This window comes from Paracoccus spongiarum (assembly GCF_030732095.1).
Lineage (GTDB): Bacteria > Pseudomonadota > Alphaproteobacteria > Rhodobacterales > Rhodobacteraceae > Paracoccus > Paracoccus spongiarum.
The window spans coordinates 363,296-386,705 of record NZ_JAVAMQ010000001.1; the positions used below are offsets into that span (position 1 = coordinate 363,296).

The window sequence follows — 23,410 nt, forward strand, 5'->3', positions numbered from 1 at the left end:
TTCCGCGCCCCCCGCATCATCTCCGAGGTTTGCCATGCTGTTGCGCATCCTCGACCGCTTTGAAGAAATCCTGATCTCGTTCCTGATGGCCCTTGCGGTCGTCCTGATCTTCATTGCGGTCGTGCACCGATTCTCGATCGGCTTCGCCGCCGATCTCGTGGGCTACGCCCGCGCCAACGACCTGCCCGGCCTTCAGGACTGGGCGCGGTCGATCTTCAAGTCGATCAACGCGATCAAGCTGACCTGGGCGCAAGAGGCGTGCATCTACCTGTTCGTGTGGATGGCCAAGTTCGGCGCCGCCTATGGCGTCCGCATCGGCATCCATGTGGGCGTCGACATCCTGGCCGAACGGCTCGAGGGCGCGGCGCGCAAGACCATCACCGTCATCGCCATGTCGGGCGGCATCCTGTTCACCTTCATCATCGCCTGGATCGGCACCGATTTCGTCTGGCATGTCTACAAGGGCGGCCAGACCTCGCCCGACCTGGAACTGAAGATGTGGATCATCTATCTGGCCGTGCCGCTTGGATCGGCGCTGATGTGCTTCCGCTTCGTGCAGGCCCTGTGGCTCTTCCTGACCACGGGCGAGATCGCGCATCACGACCTCGGCTCGGTCGAGGGCATCGAGGAAGAGGCCGAAGCCGCCTCGGAGGGCAAGTCATGACCGCGCTGATCATCTTCCTGATCCTGTCGGCGCTGCTGATCACCGGCATGCCGGTCTCGATCGCGCTGGGCCTGACGGTCTTTGCCTTCCTGTTCGGCTTTACCCAGATCCCGATGGACAGCATCGCGCTGAAGCTGTTCACCGGCATCGAGAAGTTCGAGATCATGGCGATCCCGTTCTTCATCCTGGCCGGAAACTTCCTGACCCATGGCGGCGTGGCGCGGCGGATGATCCGCTTTGCCAGCGCCATGGTGGGGCACTGGTATGGCGGGATGGGGCTGGCCGCGGTGCTGGCCTGCGCGCTGTTCGCCGCGATCTCGGGCTCGTCGCCCGCGACGGTGATGGCGGTCGGCTCGATCCTGATCCCGGCGATGGTCAGGCAGGGCTATCCGCCGCAATTCGGCGTGGGCTCGATCGCGACGGCCGGCGGCCTCGGCATCCTGATCCCGCCCTCGATCGTGATGGTGATGTATTCGGTCGCCACCTCGGGCATGGTCGTGACCGGCCCCGAGGGCGAGCAGGTGCTGTCTGCCTCGATCGGCACGCTGTTCATGGCGGGCGTCATCCCCGGCCTGATGCTGGCCACGATGCTGGGCGGCACGACCGTCTGGAAGGCGTGGAGGAACGGCTATCCGCGGATGCCGCGCGCCACATTCGGCGAACGCTGGCGCGCCTTCCGCGAGTCGGTCTGGGGGCTGATGCTGATCGTCATCATCATGGGCGGCATCTATGGCGGCATCTTCACCCCCACCGAGGCCGCCGCGGTCAGCGCCGTCTATGCCTTCGTGATCGCAGTCTGGGTCTACAAGGACATCCGGCTGCGCGACGTGCCCAAGGTGCTGCTGTCCTCGGCGGCGATGGCGGCGATGCTGCTCTACATCATCACCAACGCCGTGATGTTCGCCTTCATCCTGACCAGCGAACAGATCCCGCAGGCGATGTCGGCCTGGATCGTGGACCTGGGCCTTGGCAAGATCGGCTTCCTGCTAATCGTGAACGTCATGCTGCTGATGGTCGGCATGGTTATGGAGCCCTCGGCCATCGTGCTGATCATGGCGCCGATCCTCTATCCCGTCGCCGTCAAGCTGGGTGTCGATCCGGTGCATTTCGGGATCATGATGGTCGTCAACATGGAGATCGGGCTGTGTACGCCGCCGGTGGGGCTGAACCTCTATGTCGGCTCGGCCATTTCGCGGCTGGGTCTGACCGAGGTCAGCCGAGCCACGTTCCCCTGGCTGCTGACCGCGCTGACATTCCTGATGCTGGTTACCTACATCCCCGAAATCTCGCTGTTGCTGCCGAGGCTTCTGGGCATGGGCTGACCCGCAGGGCGGTATCCGGCGCCTGACAGGACATGGTGCGGGGCGGCGAAGGCTGCCCCGCGCTGCATTCTTTTGGGGGCCTCGGCCGGCCCTAGCCGCGCAGGGCCGCCGACAGGCTGCCGGCGACCACCCGTTCGCGGTCGAAGTCGATACCGGCTTCCAGATGGCGCAGATGTTCGTCCAGCAGGCGCAGCGCCGTGGCCTCGTCGCCCGCCTCGATGGCCGCCACGATGCCGCGATGCTCGTCCTCGGCGCACAGCGTCACCGGCGCGGTCGCGTAAAGCCCGATGATCAGCGAACTGCGCATGGTCAGTTCTTCCAGATAGCGCGCCAGCACCGGGTTGCCGCCCAGCCGCGCCATCAGGATGTGGAAGCCGCGCGACAGGCGGATGGCGGCGGGGCGGTTGTCACGGCCCCGTGCGGCGTCCTCCTCGATCAGGTGGCGGCGCAGCGCGGCGATGTCTTCCGCCGTGGCCCGGCGCACCACATTGCGGCAGATCGTCGTCTCGATGGCGCGGCGGGCCTGGAAGACGTTGCGCGCATCCTCGGGCGTTGGGGTGGCGACATAGGCGCCGCGATTGGGCAGCAGATCGACGACCTGGTGCGCGGTCAGCGTGGCCAGCGCGCGGCGCACATTGGCGCGGTTGCAGCCGAAGATGTCCGACAGCGCCTGTTCCCCCAGCTTGGTGCCGGCCGGCAGCCGCTGGTCCGCAATTGCGTCCAGGATGCTATCGACGATCAGCAGGTCCAGGGGCTTGTCCATGATCCTCAAATTGCACCATCCACAAGCGAGGGCAACATTATTTCGCCGCAAATCCGAGCAGAAAAATATGACTCTCGATTGTTAACAACTTATGATAACAATATGGCGACTCAGCAGGGGAGCCGCCATGAAACTGTTTGTCATCAACCCGAACTCGACCGCCTCGATGACCGAGAAGATCATCGCCTCGGCCCGCGCCGTCGCCGCGCCGGGCGTGCAGATCGAGGGCCGCACCGCGCATGGCGCGCCGGCCAGCATCGAAGGGCATTTCGACGAGGTGATGTGCGCCGCGCATCTTCTGCGCGAGGTGCAGGAGGCCGAGCGCGCGCAGGCCGACGCGATCGTCGTGGCCTGTTTCGACGACCCGGCGATCGGCGCCTGCCGCGAGGTCGCGACCGGTCCGGTCATCGGCATCTGCGAGGCCGCCGTGAAGGCCGCCAGCATGATCGCCACCTCGTTCTCGGTCGTGACCACGCTGCCGCGGTCGGTCCCGGTGATCGAGGAGCTGGTGCGCCGCTATGGCCTTGACCATCAGTGCCGCAGGGTTCGCTCGGCCGCGATCCCGGTGCTGGCGCTCGAGGAGCCCGGCTCGAACGCCCGCCTGCTGATCCGCGACGAGATCCTGCGGGCCATCGACGAGGATGGCTGCGAGGCGGTGGTGCTGGGCTGCGCGGGCATGGCCGACCTGACCGAATGGCTCAGCCTCGAGACCGGCATCCCGGTCATCGACGGCGTCAGCGCCGCCACGAAATTCGCCGAGGCGCTGGTGGGCGCCGGGCTGAAGACCAGCAAGATCGGGGCCTATGCCGTCCCGAACGCGAAATGACCCGAGAACAGGTTCAGATGACAGGGAGAAACACCATGACACAGACCGAGATGACGGCCGGCGCCGCGCCCCTTGGCGCCGAACATGAAAAGGGGCTGGGCGAGGAATCGCTGGCGCCCCAGCAGACCCGGATCATGGACCCGTGGTCCTATCTCTTCGCCTGGCTGGGCGGCTGCGTGTCGATCGGCACCTTCACGGTGGGATCGGGCCTCGTCGGCACGCTGAACCTGCTTCAGACCTTCCTGGCCATCGCCATCGGCTGCGGCGTCATCGGTGTCGCGCTTATGATCAACGGCCGCGCCGGACATCGCTATGGCATCCCCTTCATGGTGCAGGCCCGGTCGGCCTACGGCTTTTCCGGCACCCGCCTGCCCGCCCTCGTCCGTTCGGTCCCCGCGATCGTCTGGTACGGCTTCCAGAGCTGGATCGGCGCCGGGGCGCTGAACCTCGTCTCGGAGACGATGTTCGGCTATTCCAACATCTGGGTGTTCTTCATCGGCTTCCAGTTCCTGCAGATCGCCCTGTCGGTGCTGGGCTTCCACGGCATCAAATGGCTGGAAAACATCGGCGCCGTGTTCATCATCGGCTCGCTGGTCTACATGTTCTTCAGCGTCATCAACCGCTATGGCGACGAGATCAGCGCGAACCTGATCAACGCGGAAGGCACCTGGGGGGCGCCGTTCTGGGGCGCGACCATGCTGTTCCTGGGCGTCTATTCCACGATGATGCTGAACGTGTCGGACTACTCGCGCGAATTGCAGCACAGGGTCGGGCCGGTGCGGCAGGTGGTGATCTATGCCAACTCGATCCTGCCCGCGACGCTGTTCATGGGGCTGATCGGGCTGATGGTGTCCTCGGCCACCGGCGAGGTCGATCCGATCAAGGTGTTCTCCAGCGCCGTGGACAACAAGATCCTGCTGGTCGTCACGCTTCTGTTCATCGCCTTCGCGCAGGTCACCACGAACATTCTCAACAACGTCGTGCCGCCGGCCTATGCGATGATGGACGTGTTCAAGCTGCCCTTCAAGGCGGCGGCGGTGATCGTCGGGCTGCTGGCCTTCGCGACCTTCCCCTGGATGCTGGTGCGCGACGAATCGGCGGCGGGCCTCAGCCTGTTCATCCAGACCTACAGCGCCTTCCTGGGCCCGATCTTCGCGATCCTGGTGGTGGACTACTACATCATCCGCAGGCAGGTTCTGAACCTCGACCACCTCTATGACGCCGAAGGGCCCTATCGGGGCGTGAATCCCGCGGCGGTCATCGCCACCGTGGTCGGTGTCCTCGCCGCGCTGATCTTTTCGGGGGTCAGCTGGTATGCCAGCCTGATCCCGGCCGGCGTCACCTACTACCTGCTGATGAAGAACCTGCCCTCGGCCCGCCGCTTCCTCGCCTGAGGACGCCGCCGCGCCGGGAACAGGGGGCGAGCCTTCGCGAAGGCTCGCCCCCTTCGCATGGCGTCCCGGTCAGAGGGTGACGGGCTCGATGTGCCAGACATCCTGCATGTAGCCGCGGATCGTGCGGTCCGACGAGAAGAAGCCCGACCGCGCGATGTTCAGCGCGGCCATCCGGTCCCAATGCGGCGCGTCGCGATAGGCCGCGTCGACCTTGCGCTGCGTGGCGAAATAATCCTCGAAATCCGAGGCGACGAGGAACGGATCGTCATGCCAGGTGCGGTCCAGAAGCGAGAAATAGGGATCGGCCCGCCCGCCCGAGAACTTGCCCTCGGCGATCATCTGAAGGGCGGCGCGCAGGTCCTCGCTTTTCTCGATCGCGGCGCGGGCATGGCCGGGCCTCGCGCGGACCCGCGCCGCCTCGTCGGCGGTCAGCCCGAACAGGAAGAAGTTCTCGGCGCCCACATGCTCGCGGATCTCGACATTGGCGCCGTCCAGCGTGCCGATGGTCAGCGCGCCGTTCATGGTGAACTTCATGTTGCCGGTGCCCGACGCCTCCTTGCCGGCCGTCGAGATCTGTTCGCTGAGATCGGCGGCGGGGATCAGGTCCTCGGCCATCGACACGTTGTAGTTCGGCGGATAGGCGATCTGCAGGAACTTCGAGGTGACGGGGTCCTTGTTGATCGTCGCGGCCACGTCGTTGATCAGGTGGATCACCGTCTTGGCCAGCCAGTAGCCCGGCGCCGCCTTGCCGCCGAAGATCTTCAGCCGCGGCGTCCAGTCGGCGTTCGGGTCGTCATGGATGCGCTGCCACAGCGCGATCGCCTCGAGGATGTTCAGCAATTGCCGCTTGTATTCATGGATGCGCTTGACCTGCACGTCGAAGATCGCGTCGGGATCGGCCTTGATGCCCAGCCCGGCCAGCAGCCCGTTCGCCAGCACGACCTTGTTGGCCCGCTTGGCGGCGCGCAGCCGATCCAGGAAGGCGGCGTCGTCGGCATGGGCTTCCAGCCTGGACAGCTGGGCCAGGTCCTTGGTCCAGCCGGTGCCGATGCTGTCGTCCAGCAGCCGCGCCAGCGCCGGGTTCGACATCCGCAGCCAGCGGCGCGGGGTCACGCCGTTGGTCTGGTTCACGATCCGGTCGGGGTGCAGCCGGTGCAGATCGGCAAAGACGGTCTCCTTGACCAGATCGGTATGCAGCGCCGAGACGCCGTTTACCTTGCCCGCCATGATGAAGGCCAGTTCGCCCATCTGCACCTCGTCATGGCGCAGGATCGCGACATGGTCGGGCCGCCCCGAGGTCTTGCGGTGATCCTCGTCGATCATCTGGATGATCTGCATGTGCCGCGGCAGCACCCGGCCCAGAAGCCAGGTGGACCACCGTTCCAGCGCCTCGGGCAGCAGCGTGTGGTTGGTATAGTTCAGCGTGCCGCGCGCCAGATCGCGAGCCTCGGCGAAATCGAGGCCGTGTTCGTCCATCAGCAGGCGCATCAGTTCCGGCCCGGCGATGGCGGGGTGGGTGTCGTTCAGCTGGATCGCCACCTTCTGCGGCAGCAGGCTCAGGTCGTCATGTTCGGCGAGGAACCGGCGCAGGATGTCCTGCAGCGCCGCCGAGGTCAGAAAATATTCCTGCTTCAGCCGCAACTCCTTGCCCGATTCGGTGCCGTCATCGGGATACAGCACCCGCGACAGCGTCCGCGCCAGCGCCTCGGGTTCCGATGCGGCGGCGTGATCGCCCGCGTTGAAGCGGTGCAGGTCGAACAGCGTCGTCGGATGGGCGCCCCACAGCCGCAGCGTGTTCGCCCAATGGCCTTCCCAGCCGACCACGGGCGTGTCATAGGCCCGCGCCACGACGCTTTCGCCCGGCAGCCAGACGGCGCGGCCGTCGCGGTCCTCGACATGGCCCTTGAAACCGACGGTATAGCTGTAGTCGATGCGCACAAACTCCCAGGGATGCGGCTGGTTCAGCCAGTCCTCGGGTGTCTCGACCTGCTGGCCGGCCTCGAACCGCTGCCGGAACAGGCCATGCTCGTAGCGGATGCCATAGCCGAAGGCCGGGCATTGCAGCGAGGACAGCGATTCCATGAAGCAGGCGGCCAGCCGGCCCAGGCCGCCATTGCCAAGCGCGGCGTCGGGTTCGTTGTCCAACACCTCCTGCTTGTCGAGGCCCAAGAGGTCCAGCGCCTCGTCCATCGCCGCGTCGAGGCCCAGATTGATGATCGCATCGCCGAGGATGCGGCCGATCAGGAACTCCATCGACAGGTAGTAGACCCGCTTGGCGCCCTGGTCCCGCGAGGCGCGGATCGCCGCCATCCAGGGCGTCACGATCAGGTCGCGGATCGTGTAGCTGACGGCAAGCCGCCAGTCGAAGGTGGTGGCGAATTCCGAACCGCGACCCTGCGTGTGGGTCAGGTGATACAGGATCTGGTCGCGCAACTGCTGCGCGGAGGGAAGCTGGGTCAAATCGGGCCTCTTGCGGCTTTGTAAATCAGGACATCCAGACGCGGCCATAGGGCGGCAGCAGCAGCGCGTCGTCATGCAGCGTCACGGTCGTATCCGACAGCAGGTCGCGCATGTCCGTCACGCCCTGATAGCGCAACCAGGGCCCTGAAACCTGTTGCCAGCTTTCGGTGAAGTTGAAAAGGCACAGAATGCCGCCCGACGGGGCACGGCGCGCAAAGGCGAAGATCGCGTGGTTGCCGCTGTCGAGGATCTCGGTCGGGTGCCCGCCATGCAGGCAGTCCAGGGATCGCCGGCGCTGCAGGATGGCGCGGACCCCCTCGAGGATGCGGCCCTCGGGGGTGGCGGGGTCGGCCGCCGCCCGCGCGGCACGGTCCCAGTCCATCGCCGGGCGGTGGATCCAGCGGCTGTCATGGGCGTGGTCCGGACGGTCCAGATAGCCGTGATCGTTCAGCAGCCCGATCTCGTCGCCCATGTAGAGCAGGGGGATGCCCCCGAAGGCCGCGATCAGCGCATGGCCCATCAGGATGCGGTCGATGGCAAGCCCGATGGCGGCCTCGTCGCCGGCCTCCAGCCCCGCCTCAAGTCCGGCAAGCGAGGCGAGGCTGCCCGAGATGCGCTTGTCGCCGGTCTCGGGGTTGACCTGGAACAGCGCGCCGCGGGCAAAACTGCCCGGATAGCTGCCATCGTAGAAATCCGACAGGAAGGCGCGGTGGGCATGGCCCGAAAAGCCCAGATCGCGGGCATCCTCGTCGGTGATCGCCCAGCCGATGTCATCATGGCAGCGCAGATAGGTGGCATAGGTCGCATTGTTCAGCACCGTCGGGAAATGGGTCCGCAGCACATGGCCCATGACCCGGGTGTCGCGCGTCGCCAGCGCCGCCCAGTAATGCACCATCAGGCTGTTGTGATAGGCAAGGTTGCCCTCGCGCCCGTCATGTTCGCCGCGACCGAAATATTTCAGCATCTCGGCGGGCCCGACGATCGCCTCTTCCAGATGGATCACGGCGCTGGCGGCGATGCGGGTCGCGGCACGCAGGGCGCGCAGCAGCACATGCACCTCGGGCTGGCCCTGGCAGGTGGTCCCCATGCGCTTCCACATGAAGGCGACCGCGTCCAGCCGCAGCACGTCCACGCCCCTGTTGGCGAGGTTCAGCATGATCCGCAGGATTTCCAGGAACACCCGCGGATTGGCCCAGTTCAGATCCCACTGATGTTCGTTGAAGGTGGTCCAGACCCATTTGCCGAAGTCGGGGTAATGGGTAAAGCTGCCGGGCGCGGTGTCGGGAAAGATCTCGATCAGGCTCTGTTCATAGGCGCGGGGCAGCGTGTCGTCGTCGAACATCAGGTACATGTCCTGATACGCGGCCTCGCCCGCCGCCGCGCGCCGCGCCCAGTCATGTTCCTTGGCCGTGTGGTTCAAAACCAGATCCACGCACAGAGACATGCCCCGCGACCGCAGCGCGCCGGCCAGCCGGGTCAGGTCGGCCATGCTGCCGTAGTCGGGATTGACGCGGCGGTAGTCCATCACCGAATAGCCGCCATCGCTGTCGCCCGGACGCGGCATCAGGCAGGGCATCAGATGGACATAGCTGACGCCCAGATCGGCCAGGTAGTCCAGCCGTTCATGCACGCCCGACAGGCTGCCCGCAAAGCGGTCGATGTAGAAGACATAGCCGATCATGCCCGGCCGCTGGAACCAGTCGGGTTCCAGGTCGCGCGCCAGGTCCAGACGCCTGAGGTCGGCGGGGCGTGCCTTCCATGCGGCGCGCAGGGTCTCCTCCAGCTCGGCGCGGAAGGCCGCATAATCCGGGCGTTGGCCATAGAGCCGTTCCAGCATCGGCCACAGGTCGGCGGCACTGCGGGCCAGCCGCATGTCGAAGATGGCGTGGGACGGTGCCTCGCTCATGCGCCCGCTCCGGGATCGCTGAGGGTGAAGGCCGCGACCGAATGCGCGGCGATGGTCTCGATCTCGTCGGCGGGGCCGTCGACGGGGCTGTTGCGGGCGCTGTCCAGCTGCCGGCGCCAATGCGACCCGGCCGGCGTGTCGGGCAGCCGGACCTGCGCCTCGTCGCCGGCGTTGAAGACCACGAACACCGCGCCGGGCAGCGCCGCATAGGACGGCGTGCCCGAGGCCATGCGCATCTCGGCCGCCAGCAGCCGCAACTCGGGATCGGTCCAGTCCGCATCGCCCATCGGCGCGCCGTCGGCGCGACGCCAGAACAGGTCGGGCAGGCCGTCCTGCTCGCGCGGCTGGCTGTGCAGGAAGCGTTTCTGGCGCAGGATCGGATGGGCCTTGCGGAACGCGATGGCGCGGCGGCAGAAGGCCAGGAAGTCGTCGTCGATGCCGGTCCAGTCGATCCAGCCGATCTCGTTGTCCTGGCAGTAGGCGTTGTTGTTGCCGCCCTGCGAATTGCCCATCTCGTCGCCGGCGAGGATCATCGGCGTGCCCTGCGACAGCAGCAGCGTGGCCATCAGGTTGCGCCGCCGCCGCGCCCGCAGCGCCAGCACGGCAGGATCGTCTGTCGGCCCCTCGACCCCGCAATTGTTCGAGACGTTGTGGTTGTGACCGTCGCGGTTCTCTTCGCCGTTGGCCTCGTTGTGCTTGTCGTTGTAGCTGACCGTGTCCATCAGCGTGAAGCCGTCATGGGCGGCGATGAAGTTCACGCTGGAGGTGGCGGGCCGGCCGTCATGGTCGAACCGCGCGGCCGAGCCCGCGATGCGCTTCGCCAGCTTGCCGATCAGCCCGGCATCGCCGCGCCAGAAGCCGCGGATCTGGTCGCGATAGCGGTCGTTCCATTCCGCGAAGGGTGCCGGATAGCTGCCCAGCTGATAGCCGCCCTCGCCGATGTCCCACGGCTCGGCGATCAGCTTGACCCGGTTCAGCACCGGGTCCTGCCGGATCGCCCGGAACAGCGGCGCGTCGCGGTCGAAGACGCCGCGCGTGCGTCCCAGCACGCTGCACAGGTCGAAGCGGAAGCCGTCGACATGCATCACCTCGACCCAGTAGCGCAGGCTGTCCATCACCAGCCGCAGCGTGAAGGGGTTGTCGAAGTTCAGCACGTTCCCGGTGCCGGCCTCGTTGACGTAGTAGCGCCGGTCGTCGGCCAGACGGTAGTAGCTGGCATTGTCCAGCCCCCGGAAGGACAGGGTCGGGCCCAGCTCGTTGCCCTCGGCGGTGTGGTTGTAGACCACGTCGAGGATCACCTCGATCCCGGCCTGGTGGAAACGCGCCACCATCTGCTGGAACTCGGCGATGTCGCCATCGCGCATGTAGCGCGGCTCGGGCGCGAAGAAGCCGTAGGACATGTAGCCCCAGTAGTTCCTCAGCCCCTTGTCGGTCAGGAAGCGGTCGTCGGTGAAGGCGTGGACCGGCAGCAGTTCGATCGCCGTGACGCCCAGCGTGTTCAGGTGTTCGAGGATTGGGTCCGAGGCCAGCGCCAGATAGGTGCCGGCATGGGGGATGTCGGGGCGACCGGCGGTCAGGCCCTTCACATGCGCCTCGTAGATCACCGTGTCGGTCAGCGGATAGCGCAGAGGCCGGTCGGACCGCCAGGCGAAGCTGGGATCGACGACCACCGATTTCGGCATGTGCTGGGCGCTGTCGCGCCGGTCGAAGGACAGGTCGGCCTCGCCGTGGCCCGCGCGATAGCCGAACAGCGCGTCATGCGCCGCAGGCGTGCCGGTCAGCCGCTTGGCATAGGGGTCGATCAGCAGCTTGTGCGGGTTGAAGCGGTGGCCCTCCTGCGGGCGATAGGGGCCATGCACGCGATAGCCGTATTTCTGCCCCGGCCGCAGCTGCGGAATATAGCCGTGCCACACATGGCCGTCGCGTTCGGGCAGGTCGATCCGCGTCTCACGGTTCTTCTCGTCGAACAGGCACAGCGTCACCCGTTCGGCGTGCTGCGAGAAGAGGGCGAAGTTGACGCCCGCACCGTCGAAAGTGGCTCCCAACGGCGTCGGGTGCCCTGCGGCAATCACGTGATGTTCGGTCATTCGGTTCCGGTCAGCTCGGCGTAGAGGGCGGCGTAAGCCTTTGCCGACTGGTCCCAGCCGACCGGTTGCGCCATCGCGTTTCGTTGCAGTCGGGACCATGTTTCCTGATCCTTGTAAAGGGCGCACAGCCGGGCCAGCGCGTGACGCAAGGTGTCGGCGTCGATCGGGGCGAACTGGATGCCTGTCGCCACGCCACGCGCCAGTGCCGCGGGCGACGCGTTGATGACGGTATCGGCCAGACCGCCGGTCAGCGCGACCAGCGGCACCGTGCCATAGCGCAGCCCGTAAAGCTGGGTCAGCCCGCAGGGCTCGAAGCGCGAGGGCACCAGGATCGCGTCGCCGCCGGCGATCAGCCGATGCGAGAAGCCCTCGTCATAGCCGATCCTGACGGCCACCTGCGGGCCGCGGGCAGCGGCCTGGTAGGCCGCCTGCAAGTCCGGATCGCCCGAACCCAGCACCGCCAGTTGCCCGCCGCCCGCCAGCAGTTCGGGCAGCGCCTGAAGCACCAGGTCCAGCCCCTTCTGGTGGGTCATCCGCGACACGATCACGCAAAGCGGCCCCTCCGCGTCGGGCAGCCCCATCTCGGCCCGCAGCGCGGCCTTGTTGGCGGCCTTGCCCGCGGGGTCGCGATAGCGGGCGATCTCGGCATCGGTTGCGGGGTTCCACGCCGCCTCGTCGATGCCGTTCAGGATTCCGGTCAGCGCGTCGCGGCGATGGCGCATGACGCCGTCGAGGCCCATGCCGAATTCGGGCGTCATCAGCTCGGCCGCATAGGTGGGCGAGACGGTGGTCAGCCGGTCGGCGCCCATCAGCCCGGCTTTCAGCGCCGAGATGCCGCCCCAGTATTCGAAGCCCTCGCTGTGGAACCGCGCCGGGTCCAGCCGCAGCGCATGCAGACGGCCGGGATCGGCGGGGCCGGTGAAGGCGATGTTGTGGATGGTCAGGACGGTGCGGACATCCTGCGCCTGCATCCGCCGCAGATATTCGGTGACGAAGCCCGCCTGCCAGTCATGCCCGTGCAGGATCTGCGGCCGCCAGCCGCCCGCGCCCCGCGCCGCGACCTGCGCGCCGACCCAGGACAGGGCGGCAAAGCGTTCGGGATTGTCGGGCCAGTCGCGCCCGTCCGGGCCCAGATAGGGATTGCCCTCGCGCCCAAACAGATGCGGCGCGTCGATCACCAGCAGGTCCAGCCCCGCCGCCTTGCCGGCCAGCAGCCGGGCCGGCCCGCCGAAGAGGTCGTCGATGGCCTCGACCGGGGCGGCCCCGGCCAGCGCGCCCAGCACCGCCGGGTAGCCGGGCAGCAGGGTGCGCATCTGCACCCCCTGCCCCGCCAGCGCCCCGGGCAGCGCCCCGGCCACATCCGCAAGCCCGCCGGTCTTGACCAGCGGCGCGCATTCCGAGGCAACCGACAGCACCCGCATCAGAGGCTGGCCGCCCGCCGGTCCAGCATGTCCTGGGTGATCAGCGTCACCCCGCCCTCGCTGACCCGGAACCACTTGCCGTCCTCGGCCGGATCCTCGCCGACGACGAGGCCCTCGGGGATGACGACGCCCCGGTCGATGACCGCGCGGCTCAGCCGGGCCCGGCGCTGGACGGTCACATAGGGCAGCGCCACGACATGATCCAGCGAGGCATAGCTGTTGGTATGGACCTGCGTGAACAGCAGAGAGTTGCGGATCTCGGTTCCCGAGATGATGCAGCCGCCCGACACCATCGAGGAGACCGCGATGCCGCGCCGGTCGGCCTCGTCATGGATGAACTTGGCCGGCGGCACGCTTTCGGAATAGGTCCAGATCGGCCAGTCCTGGTCCCACAGGTTCAGTTCGGGGGTGAAGTCGGTCAGGTCGATATTGGCCTGCCAGAAGGCATCGACGGTTCCGACATCCTTCCAGTAGGCCGGCTCGCCCGGCTGGCGCACGCAGGACACGTCGAAGCGGTGCGCCATCGCCTTGCCGTTCTTCACGATGTCGGGGATCAGGTCGTTGCCGAAATCATGGCTGGAATTGCTGTCCTCGGCGTCGCGCAGCAGCAGGTCGCGCAGGAATGCCCAGTTGAAGACATAGATCCCCATCGAGGCCAGCGCCTTGTCGGGATGGCCGGGCATGGCCGGCGGGTCCTTGGGCTTTTCCAGAAACGAGGTGATCCGGCCGCTGTCGTCCACCGCCATGACGCCGAAGGCGCTGGCCTCTTCGCGCGGGACGGTCAGGCAGCCGATGGTCACGTCGGCGCCGCTTTCGACATGCTCGCGCAGCATCACCTCGTAATCCATCTTGTAGATGTGGTCGCCCGCCAGGATGATGACGTAATCGACGTCATAGCTGTCGACGATGTCGATGTTCTGCGTCACCGCGTCGGCGGTGCCGCGATACCAGTGATCCTCGGACATGCGCTGGCTGGCGGGCAGGATGTCGAGGAACTCGTTGCGCTCGGCGCGGAAGAAGTTCCAGCCGCGCTGGCAGTGGCGGATCAGGCTGTGGGCCTTGTATTGGGTGGCCACCGCGATCTTGCGGATGCCCGAATTCATCGCGTTCGACAGCGCGAAGTCGATGATGCGGGTCTTGCCGCCGAAATAGACGGCCGGCTTCACGCGCTTGTCGGTCAATTCCTTCAGCCGGCTGCCGCGTCCGCCGGCCAGCACGAAGGCCATGGCCCGGCGGGTCAGTCTTTTCGTTTCGACCATTCCAAATTCCTCCTCACGAAATCTGCTCCCCGGCGACGAAGATCACCACCGACAGGGGCGGCAGCGTCACCGCCATCGAGGCGGGCTGCCCGTCCTGCGCCGGACCATCCGCCTCGACGCCTCCCAGATTGCCCATGCCGCTGCCGCCATAGATCGCGGCATCGGTGTTGATCGCCTCGCGCCACCGCCCCGCCCGCGGCACGCCGAGGCGAAAATTCTCGCGCGGGACGGGCGTGAAGTTGCAGACCACGACCGCGGGCGGATCGCCCTCATGGCCGCGCCTGATCCAGGAAAAGGTGGACTGCGCGGGATCGGTGGCGATCCACTGGAAGCCCGCCCCGTCGCAATCCAGCACATGCAGGGCGGGCGTCGCGCGATAGAGGTGGTTGAGGTCGCGCACCAGCGACTGCAGCCCCTTGTGCAGCGGCTGGTCGGCCGCGTGCCAGTTCAGCTCGCCATTGTGGTTCCATTCCTCGGGCTGGCCGAACTCGCAGCCCATGAACAGCAGCTTCTTGCCCGGATGGCCCCACATGAAGCCGTAATAGGCGCGCAGGTTCGCGAATTGCTGCCATTCGTCGCCCGGCATCTTGCGCAGCATGCTGCCCTTGCCGTGCACAACCTCGTCATGGCTGATCGGCAGGATGAAGTTCTCGCTGAAGGCATACATCAGCCCGAAGGTCATCTGGTCGTGGTGATACTTGCGATGCACCGGGTCCTGCTGGACATAGCGCAGCGTGTCGTTCATCCAGCCCATGTTCCACTTGTAGCCGAAGCCCAGCCCACCCGCGTCGACCGGCGCCGAGACCTTCGGAAACGAGGTGCTTTCCTCGGCCACCGTCATGATGCCCGGCACCTCGCCATAGGTGGCGATGTTCATGTTCTGCATGAAGGCGATGGCTTCGTAATTCTCGCGCCCGCCATCCTTGTTGGGCACCCACTGGCCCTCGCTGCGCGAATAGTCGCGATACAGCATCGAGGCGACCGCATCCACGCGCAGCCCGTCGATGTGGTATTCCTTCAGCCAGTAAAGCGCGTTGGCGATCAGGTAGTTCTGAACCTCCGTGCGGCCGTAGTTGTAGATCAGGGTGTTCCAGTCCTGATGAAAGCCCTCGCGCGGGTCGGCATGCTCGTAAAGCGCGGTGCCGTCAAAGCGCGCCAGCCCATGCGCATCCGTCGGGAAATGCCCCGGAACCCAGTCCAGAAGCACGCCCAGCCCCGCCGCATGGGCCGCTTCGACCAGGTCGCGGAACTCGTGCGGAGGGCCGAAGCGGATCGTCGGCGCGAACATGCCCACGGGCTGGTAGCCCCATGACCCGTCAAAGGGAAACTCGCTGACCGGCAGCAGTTCCAGATGGGTGAAGCCCATGTCCCGGGCGTAGTTCACCAGATCGGCGGCCAGTTCCTTGTAGGACAGCGGCCGCCCCCGGTCGTCCCACTTGCGCCGCCAGCTGCCCAGATGCACCTCGTAGATGCTGATCGGGGCGGTGCGGTCATGGGCCGCGGCGCGGCGCTCCATCCAGCCCGCGTCCTTCCAGCCATAGCCCGAGATGTCGCGCACCACGCTGGCCTTCTCGGGCGGGTGCTGGCTGCCGAAGCCGACCGGATCGGCCTTCAGCATCAGCCCGCCGTCGGCCCCGAGGATCTCGTATTTGTACAGCGCGCCATCGGCGACGCCGGGCAGGAAGATCTCCCACACGCCGCTGGCCCCGACGCGGCGCATCGGGTGGCGCCGCCCGTCCCACTGGTTGAACTGGCCGATGACCGAGACCCGCCGCGCATTCGGCGCCCAGACCGCGAAATGCGTCCCTGCGGTCTTTTCATGGGTCGTCACATGGGCGCCAAGCGCGTCCCACAGCCGCCGGTGGGTGCCCTCGCCCATCAGGTACAGGTCGACATCGCCCAAGACCGGCCCGAAGCGGTAGGGATCGTCGAATTCCCATGCGACCCCGCCGCCCGACACGGCCTTCAGCCGATAGGGACCGGCCCCGACCGGACCGGCAAAGACATCGCCCGCGATGCGTTCCAGCGGCACCTCACCCTTGGCGGTCAGCGCGCTCAGCGAAGCCAGGTCCGGCTGGAACGCCGTCACGACGATTCGCCGGCCCTGCTTGTGCGGACCCAGCACGTCGAAAGGCCGGTCGTGCCGTCCTTCGTGCAACAGCGCCAGATCATGCTCGGTCAACGTGCGTGGCTGCGTGGTCTGTCCCATGGCCTCACTCTATCTGCTGCAAAGATTCGGGCAATGCGTGGGTTAACGCTAACATTTCCTTTTCTCTGCCGCTACTGTCATGCTTGATGGGGCGGGAATGTCCCCCGACAGAGGAGCAACCGGATGGTCGAATGGTGGCGTGACGCGGTGATCTATCAGATCTATCCCCGCAGCTTTCAGGACAGCAACGGCGATGGCATCGGCGATCTTCAGGGCATCACGCAGCGGCTTGGCCATGTGGCGGACCTCGGCGCGGACGCCATCTGGCTGTCGCCGATCTTCACCTCGCCGATGAAGGACATGGGCTATGACGTGTCGGACTATACCGACATCGACCCGCTGTTCGGCACGCTGGCCGATTTCGACGCGCTGGTGGCCCGTGCCCATGATCTGGGCCTCAAGGTCATCATCGACCAGGTCATCAGCCACACCAGCGACAAGCATCCCTGGTTCGAGGAAAGCCGCCGCGACCGAACCAATCCCAAGGCCGACTGGTATGTATGGTCCGATCCGCGGCCCGACGGCACGCCGCCCAACAACTGGCCCTCGGTCTTCGGCGGCCCGGCATGGGAATGGGAACCGCGCCGGCGGCAGTATTACCTGCACAACTTCCTGATCGAGCAGCCCGACCTGAACTTCCACCACAAGCCGGTGCAGGACGCGCTGCTGGAAACCATGCGCTTCTGGCTGGATCGCGGCGTGGACGGCTTCCGGCTGGACACGGTGAACTACTATTTCCACGACCGCAAGCTGCGCAACAACCCGCCCAATCCCGACCATACCGGCCCCGAGACCTACGGCTTCCAGCATCACACGCGGTCAAAGAACCGGCCGCAGAACATCGGCTTCCTGAAGCGGCTGCGCAAGCTGACCGACCGCTACGACGGCCGCATGATGGTCGGCGAGGTCGGCGACGGCGGCGAGACCGCAATCCGCATCATGGCCGAATACACCGAGGGCGATGACCGGCTGCACATGTGCTACAGCTTCGAGATGCTCAGCCCCGACTTCTCGGCGGGGCATTTCCGGCGGACCATCGGGGGGGTCCAGCAGGGCGCCCCGGACGGCCATTCCTGCTGGTCCTTCTCGAACCATGACGTGCCGCGGCACCTGACGCGCTGGGCGAAACATGCCGCGGACCCGCAGATCCTCGCCCGGCAGGCGGCGGCGATGCTGATGTCGTTTCCGGGCACCATCTGCCTCTATCAGGGCGAAGAGCTGGGCCAGACCGAGACCGAACTGGTCTATGCCGAACTGACCGACCCGCCTGCCCTGCGCTTCTGGCCCGAGGTCAAGGGCCGCGACGGTTGCCGCACGCCGATGGTCTGGGATGCCGACCTGCCGCAGGCCGGATTCAGCAGCGCCCGGCCCTGGCTGCCGGTCAAGCCGCCGCAGGCCGCCCGCGCGGTCGCAGGCCAGCAGGCCGACAATGACAGCGTGCTGGCGGCCTATCGCGGCCTCATCGCCTTCCGCAAGGCGACGCCGCCGCTGCGATGGGGCCCGGCCGAATTCCTCGACCTGCCCGAGCCGCTGCTGGGCTTCCGCCGCAGCCATGACGGCGAGACCGTGACCTGCGTCTTCAACCTCTCGCCGGTCGCGCGGCAGGTCGGCCTGAAGGGCAAGACCGCCCTTCTGGGGCCATCGCTGGCCACGCTGTCGGACCGAACGCTGGACCTGCCCGCCAACGGCCATGCCTGGCTGCAGGGCAGCCCGACGCTGCGCGGCTGATACGGCGGGGTCCGGGCCACGCGCCCGCCCGCGCCCTGCGGCCTCCCGTCCTGCGCCCGTCTCAGTCGGGCTTGCGCCGGATGAACAGCTCATAGGCCAGATACAACCCGGCCGCGCCGAACAGCACCGCCCAGAAGGGGTTGCCGGTCGAGACCTCGACCCCCGCCCACAGCAGCGGCAGCACCACGCACAGCACCCGCACCCAGAGCCGCCGGAAGAACGGCGCGTTCGGATCGATCAGCATGTCCAGCCCTTTCCGGCCTGCAAGCGACCCCCCGCCCGACGCGGGGGGCCTCGTGCTTCTATAGCGGCCGACGCGGCGGGGTGCAAAGACCGCCCCCCCCCTCAGCCCTTGGCGAACAGCCCCTCGTGACGCTGACGCAGCGCGGCCTTCTGCACCTTGCCCATCGCGTTGCGCGGCAACTCGTCGGCCAGGATCACCCGCCGCGGCAGCTTGAACCGCGCCAGCCGGTCCGACAGCGCCGCCAGGATCTCCTGCGGGTCGGGCGCGGTGCCGGGCGCGGGCACCAATACCGCCACCGTGGCCTCGCCCAGATCGGGATGCGGCACGCCGATCACCGCGCTTTCCAGCACCTCCTGCAGCGCGTCGATCGCCTCCTCGACCTCCTTGGGATAGATGTTCAGCCCGCCCGAGATCACCAGATCCTTGCTGCGCCCGACGATGGTGACATGGCCCTCGGCGTCCTGCATCCCAAGATCGCCGGTCGTGAACCAGCCCTCGGCGTCCAGATCCTCGGCGGTCTTGTCGGGCATCTGCCAGTAGCCCTTGAACACGTTCGCGCCGCGCACCCGGATCATGCCGATCTGCCCGCGTTCGACATCCGCGCCCGCGGCATCGACGATGCGCAGCGACACGCCCGGCAGCGGCCTGCCCACGGTCCCGGCCCGGCGCGGGCCGTCATAGGGGTTCGAGGTGGTCATGTTCGTCTCGGTCATGCCATAGCGTTCCAGGATCACATGGCCGGTGCGCGCCTCGAAGGCGCGATGCGTCTCGGCCAGCAGGGGCGCGCTGCCCGAGATGAACAGCCGCATCCGCGCGGTGGCCTCGCGGTCCAGGCCGGGCCTGTCCAGAAGCCGCGTGTAGAAGGTCGGCACGCCCATCATCACCGTCGCCTGCGGCAGCAGCCGAAGCACCTCGTCCGCGTCAAAGCGCGGCAGCCAGATCATCGCGCCCCCGGACAGCAGCGACAGGTTGCAGGCGACGAACAGCCCGTGCGTGTGAAAGATCGGCAGCGCGTGCAGCAGCACGTCGTCACAGCTGAACCGCCAGGCATCGGCCAACACGCGGGCGTTGGACAGCAGGTTGTCATGGCTCAGCATGGCGCCCTTGGGGCGGCCCGTTGTGCCCGAGGTGTAGAGGATCGCCGCAAGCTGGTGGCCCGCGCGCGGCACCGGGGCCTGCGTCTCGGGGTGACGGATTGCGGCCTCGGTCAGGCTGCCCTGACCCGCCGCGTCCAGCGTCAGCAGGCGCAGCGCATCGGGCGCGAAATCCGCACGCTGCGCGACGATGGCCGGGTCGCAGACCAGCAGCGCGGGCGCCGCATCGGCGATGAAATAGGCCAGCTCGGCGGCGGTATAGGCGGGGTTCAGCGGCAGGAACACCGCGCCGGCCCGCAGCGTCGCCAGGTACAGCGCCAGCGCCTCGGGCGATTTCGCGACCTGCACGGCCACGCGGTCCCCCGGACCGACGCCCGAGGCGGTCAGCAGATTGGCCAGCCGGCCCGACAGCCGGTACAGCCCGTCATGGTCCAGCGTCGCGCCGCCGGGCAGGATCAGCGCCGGCCTGTCGTCTCCCGCATGTCGCGCCATCAGCGCGTCGAACAGCGTGTTGGTCATCCTCGTCTCCGCTTGGGCCGCTCAGACGCCGCGCTGCCAGGGCGGGTCTTCGGCAAAGGCATCGGCAATGTGGTCGATGAAGGCGCGCGTCTTGCGCGGCATCGGCCGGGTCGGCGGCCAGACCACGCTGACCGGCAGCCGGCGCTGCGGCAGGTCGGGCAGGATCCGCACCAGCCGGCCGTCGCGCAGCGCGTCATGCACGATGAACAGCGGCAGCAGCGCCAGACCCAGCCCGCCAATCGCCAGATCGCGCATCGCATCGCCATTGTTGGCGGTGATCCGGCCCTGCCGCGGCGGCGCGACCTCGGGGCCGAAGGGCCAGATTTCGGACAGCCGCGCGTTCAGATAGCCGATCGCCTCGTGACCGGCCAGATCGGCGGGCGACAGGATCGGACCGTGCCGGGCCAGATAGTCGGGGCTGGCAACCAGCGCATGCGGGTCCTCGCACAGCCGGCGCGCGATCAGGCTGCTGTCGCGCAGCCAGCCGATCCGCAGCGCCACGTCGAAGCCCGACCGTCCCAGATCGGTCAGCTGGTCGTCGTAATCCAGAACCACCTCAAGCTGGGGATGGGCGCGGGCGAAGCCGGCGATCACCGGGCCCAGATGCCGCAACCCGAAGCTCATCGGCCCGGCGACCGCCAGCCGTCCGCGCAGGGGCGCCTCGGGGCCCGCGACGCTTTCGGTGGCGGCGACCAGGTCGGCCAGCGCCGGGCGCAGCCGCTCGGCCAGGGCGAAGGCGCTGTCGGTCGGCGCGATCCGCCCGGCATGGCGCGTGAACAGCGCCACGCCAAGCGCCGCCTCGAAATCGCTGATGCGCTTGCTGACCACCGATTTCGACAGGTCGGCCCGCGCCGCCGCGGCCGAGATGCTGCCCGCGTCCAGCACGGCGAGGAAGGTCCGGATGTCGCTGATCGTCCAACTCATGCGGCGCAGGATAGCCGGGCCGCGCGCGTTCGCAATATCCGAACGCGGCTTTGCATCAAGACCGGGTGTCGCGAACGGCCGTTTCGCGCCATATTGGCCCCGGCACGCAATCAAGGAGCCGCGCGATGCAGCTGACCGGGATCCACCACCTGACCGCCATCACCGCCGATGCGCCGGGCAACAACCGCTTCTACACCCAGACCCTGGGTCTGCGCCGGGTCAAGAAGACCGTGAACCAGGACGACACCTCGGCCTATCACCTGTTCTTCGCCGATGGCGCCGGCAGCCCCGGCACCGACATCACCTTCTTCGACTGGCCCGCCGCGCCCGAACGCCGCGGCACCCAGTCGATCAGCCGCACCGGGCTGCGCGTGGCCGAGGACAGCCTCGACTACTGGGCCGGGCGGCTGGCCGATCTGGGCGTCTCGACCGGCAGGATCGTGGCCCTTGACGGCCGCGCCAGCCTTGACGTCGAGGACCCCGAGGGGCAGCGGCTGCGCCTTGTCGCGGCGCCCGATCCGACCGGCGAGCCCTGGGCGAAAAGCCCGGTGCCGGACGGCCACCAGATCCGCGGGCTGGGCCCCATCACCATTTCCGTGCCCGACCTGGCACCGACCGAGGCAGTGCTGACGCAGGTGATGAACATGCGCAGGGTGCGCGACTATGCCAGCCCGGACGGGGCCGGGCAGGTGCATGTCTTCGAGATGGGCGAGGGCGGCGCGGCGGCCGAGCTGCATGTCGCGGTGCAGCCCGGCCTGCCCGCCGCGCGGCAGGGCGCGGGCGGCGTGCATCACGTCGCCTTCCGGGTGCCGGGCAAGCCGGAACTGACCGCATGGGCCGAACGGGTGGCGGGCTTCCGCGTGCCGAATTCCGGCGAGGTCGAACGCTATTACTTCCGCTCGCTTTACTTCCGCGAACCGGCGGGCAATCTGTTCGAGATCGCCACCGACGATCCCGGCTTCGACGTGGACGAACCGCGCGAGACGATGGGCGAGGCGCTGTCCCTGCCCCCCTTCCTCGAGGGCAGGCGCGCCCGGATCGAGGCCGGGCTGAAGCCGCTGGACTGACGGCGGGACTGCGGGGCGGCCGCCGCCCCGCCGCAAGATCACGACCGCCGCACTGGAAACGGAGACCCGCATGACCACGATCCTCGGCCTCAGCGGCAGCCTTCGGCGCGCATCCTTCAATTCCGGCCTGCTGCGCGCCGCGCAGGAGGTCGCGCCCGAGGGCGTGACGGTGGTCATCGGCAGCATCGCGGGGGTGCCGCTTTACGATGGCGACGACGAGGCGGCCAACGGCACGCCGCCGGCGGTGGCCCGGCTGATCGCGCAGCTTGCCGCCGCCGACGGGCTGCTGCTGGCCAGTCCCGAATACAACAACGGCATTCCCGGCGTGTTCAAGAACGCCATCGACTGGATGTCGCGCGGCGAGGGGCTGGCGCTGTTCAGGGGCAAGCCGGTCGCCGTGACCGGTGCCTCGCCCGGCACATTCGGCACCACGCTGGCCCAGTCGCACTGGCTTCCGGTACTGCGGACGCTGAACACCCGGCCCTGGCACGAGGGGCGGCTGATGGTGTCGCGGGCGGGCGAGCTGTTCGACGCCGACGGCACCCTGACCGACGCGCGCACGAGGCAGCGGCTGGCCGGTTTCGTCGCGGGCTTTGCCGCGAGCCTGTGATGGACCGCCTGGCCGCCGATCGCATGTTCGCGCAGGTCGTCCGCCTTGGCGGCTTCTCGGCAGCGGCGGCACAGCTTGGCACCTCGGCCGGGCAGGCATCGAAGCTGGTGTCGCGGCTGGAAGCGCATCTGGGGGTGCGGCTGCTGACGCGATCGACCCGCGCGATCGCCCTGACCGCCGAGGGCGAGGCCTATTTCGCCGGCATCGCCGCGATCCTCGACGATCTCGCCGATCTCGAGGAGGGCCTGCGCGAGACCGGCGCGAACCCGCGCGGCCAGCTGCGCCTGACCGCGCCGCTGACCTTCGGCACGGTGCAGCTGATGCCGGCGCTGATCGGCTTTGGCCGGCTGCATCCGGGCATTGCGCTGGACGTGCAGTTCACCGACAGCGTGATGAGCCTGGCCGAGCATGGCTTCGACGCCGCCATCCGGGTCGGCACGCCGCGCGATTCGGCGCTGCTGGCGCGCAAGCTGGGGGTGATGCGCACCAAGGTCGCGGCGGCGCCCGCCTATCTTGACGCCCGGGGAACGCCCGGCCTGCCGGACGATCTGACCGGCCACCGCATCATCACCGACACCAATTTCGCCCGCCCCGACCATTGGAGCTTTCGCCAGGACGGCCAGAGCCGCACGATCTTCCTGCCGGGGCAGATGCGGCTGTCGAACGCCGAGGCCTGCGCGATGGCGGCCGAGGCCGGGCTGGGCATCGCCCGGCTGCCCGACTTCATCGCCGCCCGCGCCATCGCCGAAGGCCGGCTGGTCGAGATCCTGGCCCCCTTCCGGGATGGCGATTCCGGGGTTTTCGCCCTCACGCCGGCCGCCCGTCACATGCCGGTGCGGCTGCGCCTGCTGCTGGATCACCTGCGCGCCCTGTGGGGGCCGGACCACGACTGGCTGGCCTGATCATTTCCATA

At 67.8% G+C, this 23,410-nt stretch carries 18 protein-coding genes; 8 read left to right on the plus strand and 10 right to left on the minus strand.

The genetic code is table 11. The features are described 5' to 3' along the window. The first annotated feature begins 34 nt into the window (after positions 1-34). Together Q5Y72_RS01830 and Q5Y72_RS01835 are read left to right on the plus strand one after the other, a co-directional pair. Positions 35-664 (plus strand): TRAP transporter small permease, encoded by a 630-nt coding sequence (locus Q5Y72_RS01830; RefSeq protein ID WP_305961705.1) that lies wholly within the window; start codon positions 35-37, stop codon positions 662-664. Next, positions 661-1,986, plus strand: coding sequence for a TRAP transporter large permease (locus Q5Y72_RS01835; protein ID WP_305961706.1), 1,326 nt, complete (start codon positions 661-663; stop codon positions 1,984-1,986). Before Q5Y72_RS01830 ends, Q5Y72_RS01835 begins: the two co-directional genes overlap by 4 nt. 91 nt (positions 1,987-2,077) lie before the next feature. Here the strand turns inward: Q5Y72_RS01835 and Q5Y72_RS01840 are convergent, their stop codons facing one another. Next, positions 2,078-2,749 carry a GntR family transcriptional regulator gene (locus Q5Y72_RS01840; protein WP_305961707.1) on the minus strand — a complete coding sequence of 224 codons (672 nt, stop codon included), beginning with the start codon at positions 2,747-2,749 and terminating at the stop codon, positions 2,078-2,080. A 127-nt stretch (positions 2,750-2,876) separates the two neighbouring features. Here Q5Y72_RS01840 and Q5Y72_RS01845 point away from each other — a divergent pair, with 127 nt between their 5' ends. Together Q5Y72_RS01845 and Q5Y72_RS01850 are read left to right on the plus strand one after the other, a co-directional pair. Beyond that, entirely contained in the window at positions 2,877-3,575 is a 699-nt protein-coding gene (locus Q5Y72_RS01845) for an aspartate/glutamate racemase family protein (protein WP_305961708.1), read from the plus strand. Between the two features lie 35 nt (positions 3,576-3,610). Further along, the gene (locus tag Q5Y72_RS01850) at positions 3,611-4,969 is read left to right on the plus strand and encodes an NCS1 family transporter (RefSeq protein ID WP_305961709.1); all 1,359 of its coding nucleotides are present in this window, start codon (positions 3,611-3,613) and stop codon (positions 4,967-4,969) included. A gap of 69 nt (positions 4,970-5,038) precedes the next feature. On the opposite strand, the gene Q5Y72_RS01855 is transcribed toward Q5Y72_RS01850, so the two are convergent. Genes Q5Y72_RS01855 through glgB form a run of 6 tightly spaced genes read right to left on the minus strand, consistent with a single transcriptional unit; the run spans position 5,039 to position 16,311 of the window. Further along, positions 5,039-7,429 carry a glycogen/starch/alpha-glucan phosphorylase gene (locus tag Q5Y72_RS01855; RefSeq protein WP_305961710.1) on the minus strand — a complete coding sequence of 797 codons (2,391 nt, stop codon included), beginning with the start codon at positions 7,427-7,429 and terminating at the stop codon, positions 5,039-5,041. Between the two features lie 25 nt (positions 7,430-7,454). Then, complete coding sequence (locus Q5Y72_RS01860; protein ID WP_305961711.1) at positions 7,455-9,335, minus strand: alpha-amylase family glycosyl hydrolase; 1,881 nt, start codon at positions 9,333-9,335, stop codon at positions 7,455-7,457. Beyond that, entirely contained in the window at positions 9,332-11,422 is a 2,091-nt protein-coding gene (glgX, locus tag Q5Y72_RS01865) for a glycogen debranching protein GlgX (RefSeq protein WP_305961712.1), read from the minus strand. The genes Q5Y72_RS01860 and glgX overlap by 4 nt, the downstream gene beginning before the upstream one ends. Next, positions 11,419-12,843: a glycogen synthase GlgA gene (glgA, locus tag Q5Y72_RS01870; protein WP_371930730.1), complete on the minus strand. Its 1,425-nt coding sequence runs from the start codon at positions 12,841-12,843 to the stop codon at positions 11,419-11,421. Before glgA ends, glgX begins: the two co-directional genes overlap by 4 nt. Beyond that, the gene (gene glgC / locus Q5Y72_RS01875; RefSeq protein WP_305961713.1) at positions 12,843-14,102 is read right to left on the minus strand and encodes a glucose-1-phosphate adenylyltransferase; all 1,260 of its coding nucleotides are present in this window, start codon (positions 14,100-14,102) and stop codon (positions 12,843-12,845) included. Before glgC ends, glgA begins: the two co-directional genes overlap by 1 nt. A 13-nt stretch (positions 14,103-14,115) precedes the next feature. Continuing rightward, positions 14,116-16,311, minus strand: coding sequence for a 1,4-alpha-glucan branching protein GlgB (glgB, locus tag Q5Y72_RS01880; RefSeq protein ID WP_305961714.1), 2,196 nt, complete (start codon positions 16,309-16,311; stop codon positions 14,116-14,118). Between the two features lie 123 nt (positions 16,312-16,434). On the opposite strand from glgB, the gene Q5Y72_RS01885 reads away from it, so the two are divergent. After that, positions 16,435-18,039, plus strand: coding sequence for an alpha-glucosidase (locus Q5Y72_RS01885; protein WP_305961715.1), 1,605 nt, complete (start codon positions 16,435-16,437; stop codon positions 18,037-18,039). A 61-nt stretch (positions 18,040-18,100) separates the two neighbouring features. Here the strand turns inward: Q5Y72_RS01885 and Q5Y72_RS01890 are convergent, their stop codons facing one another. The 3 genes from Q5Y72_RS01890 to Q5Y72_RS01900 all read right to left on the minus strand — a co-directional run bounded on the left by Q5Y72_RS01890 (position 18,101) and on the right by Q5Y72_RS01900 (position 20,820). Next, positions 18,101-18,283, minus strand: coding sequence for a hypothetical protein (locus tag Q5Y72_RS01890; RefSeq protein WP_305961716.1), 183 nt, complete (start codon positions 18,281-18,283; stop codon positions 18,101-18,103). Positions 18,284-18,384: 101 nt separating this feature from the next. After that, on the minus strand, positions 18,385-19,896 hold the full coding sequence (locus Q5Y72_RS01895; protein WP_305961717.1) for a malonate--CoA ligase: 1,512 nt from the start codon (positions 19,894-19,896) through the stop codon (positions 18,385-18,387). A 21-nt stretch (positions 19,897-19,917) separates the two neighbouring features. Next, on the minus strand, positions 19,918-20,820 hold the full coding sequence (locus tag Q5Y72_RS01900) for a LysR family transcriptional regulator (RefSeq protein ID WP_305961718.1): 903 nt from the start codon (positions 20,818-20,820) through the stop codon (positions 19,918-19,920). 125 nt (positions 20,821-20,945) lie between these two features. Between Q5Y72_RS01900 and Q5Y72_RS01905 the strand changes: the two genes are divergently transcribed. From Q5Y72_RS01905 to Q5Y72_RS01915, 3 genes are all read left to right on the plus strand, one after another. Further along, a complete protein-coding gene (locus Q5Y72_RS01905; RefSeq protein ID WP_305961719.1) occupies positions 20,946-21,887 on the plus strand; it encodes a ring-cleaving dioxygenase in 942 nt (313 codons plus the stop codon). Between the two features lie 70 nt (positions 21,888-21,957). Beyond that, complete coding sequence (locus tag Q5Y72_RS01910) at positions 21,958-22,497, plus strand: NADPH-dependent FMN reductase (protein WP_305961720.1); 540 nt, start codon at positions 21,958-21,960, stop codon at positions 22,495-22,497. Further along, on the plus strand, positions 22,497-23,399 hold the full coding sequence (locus Q5Y72_RS01915; RefSeq protein ID WP_305961721.1) for a LysR family transcriptional regulator: 903 nt from the start codon (positions 22,497-22,499) through the stop codon (positions 23,397-23,399). The genes Q5Y72_RS01910 and Q5Y72_RS01915 overlap by 1 nt, the downstream gene beginning before the upstream one ends. Positions 23,400-23,410 lie beyond the last annotated feature (11 nt).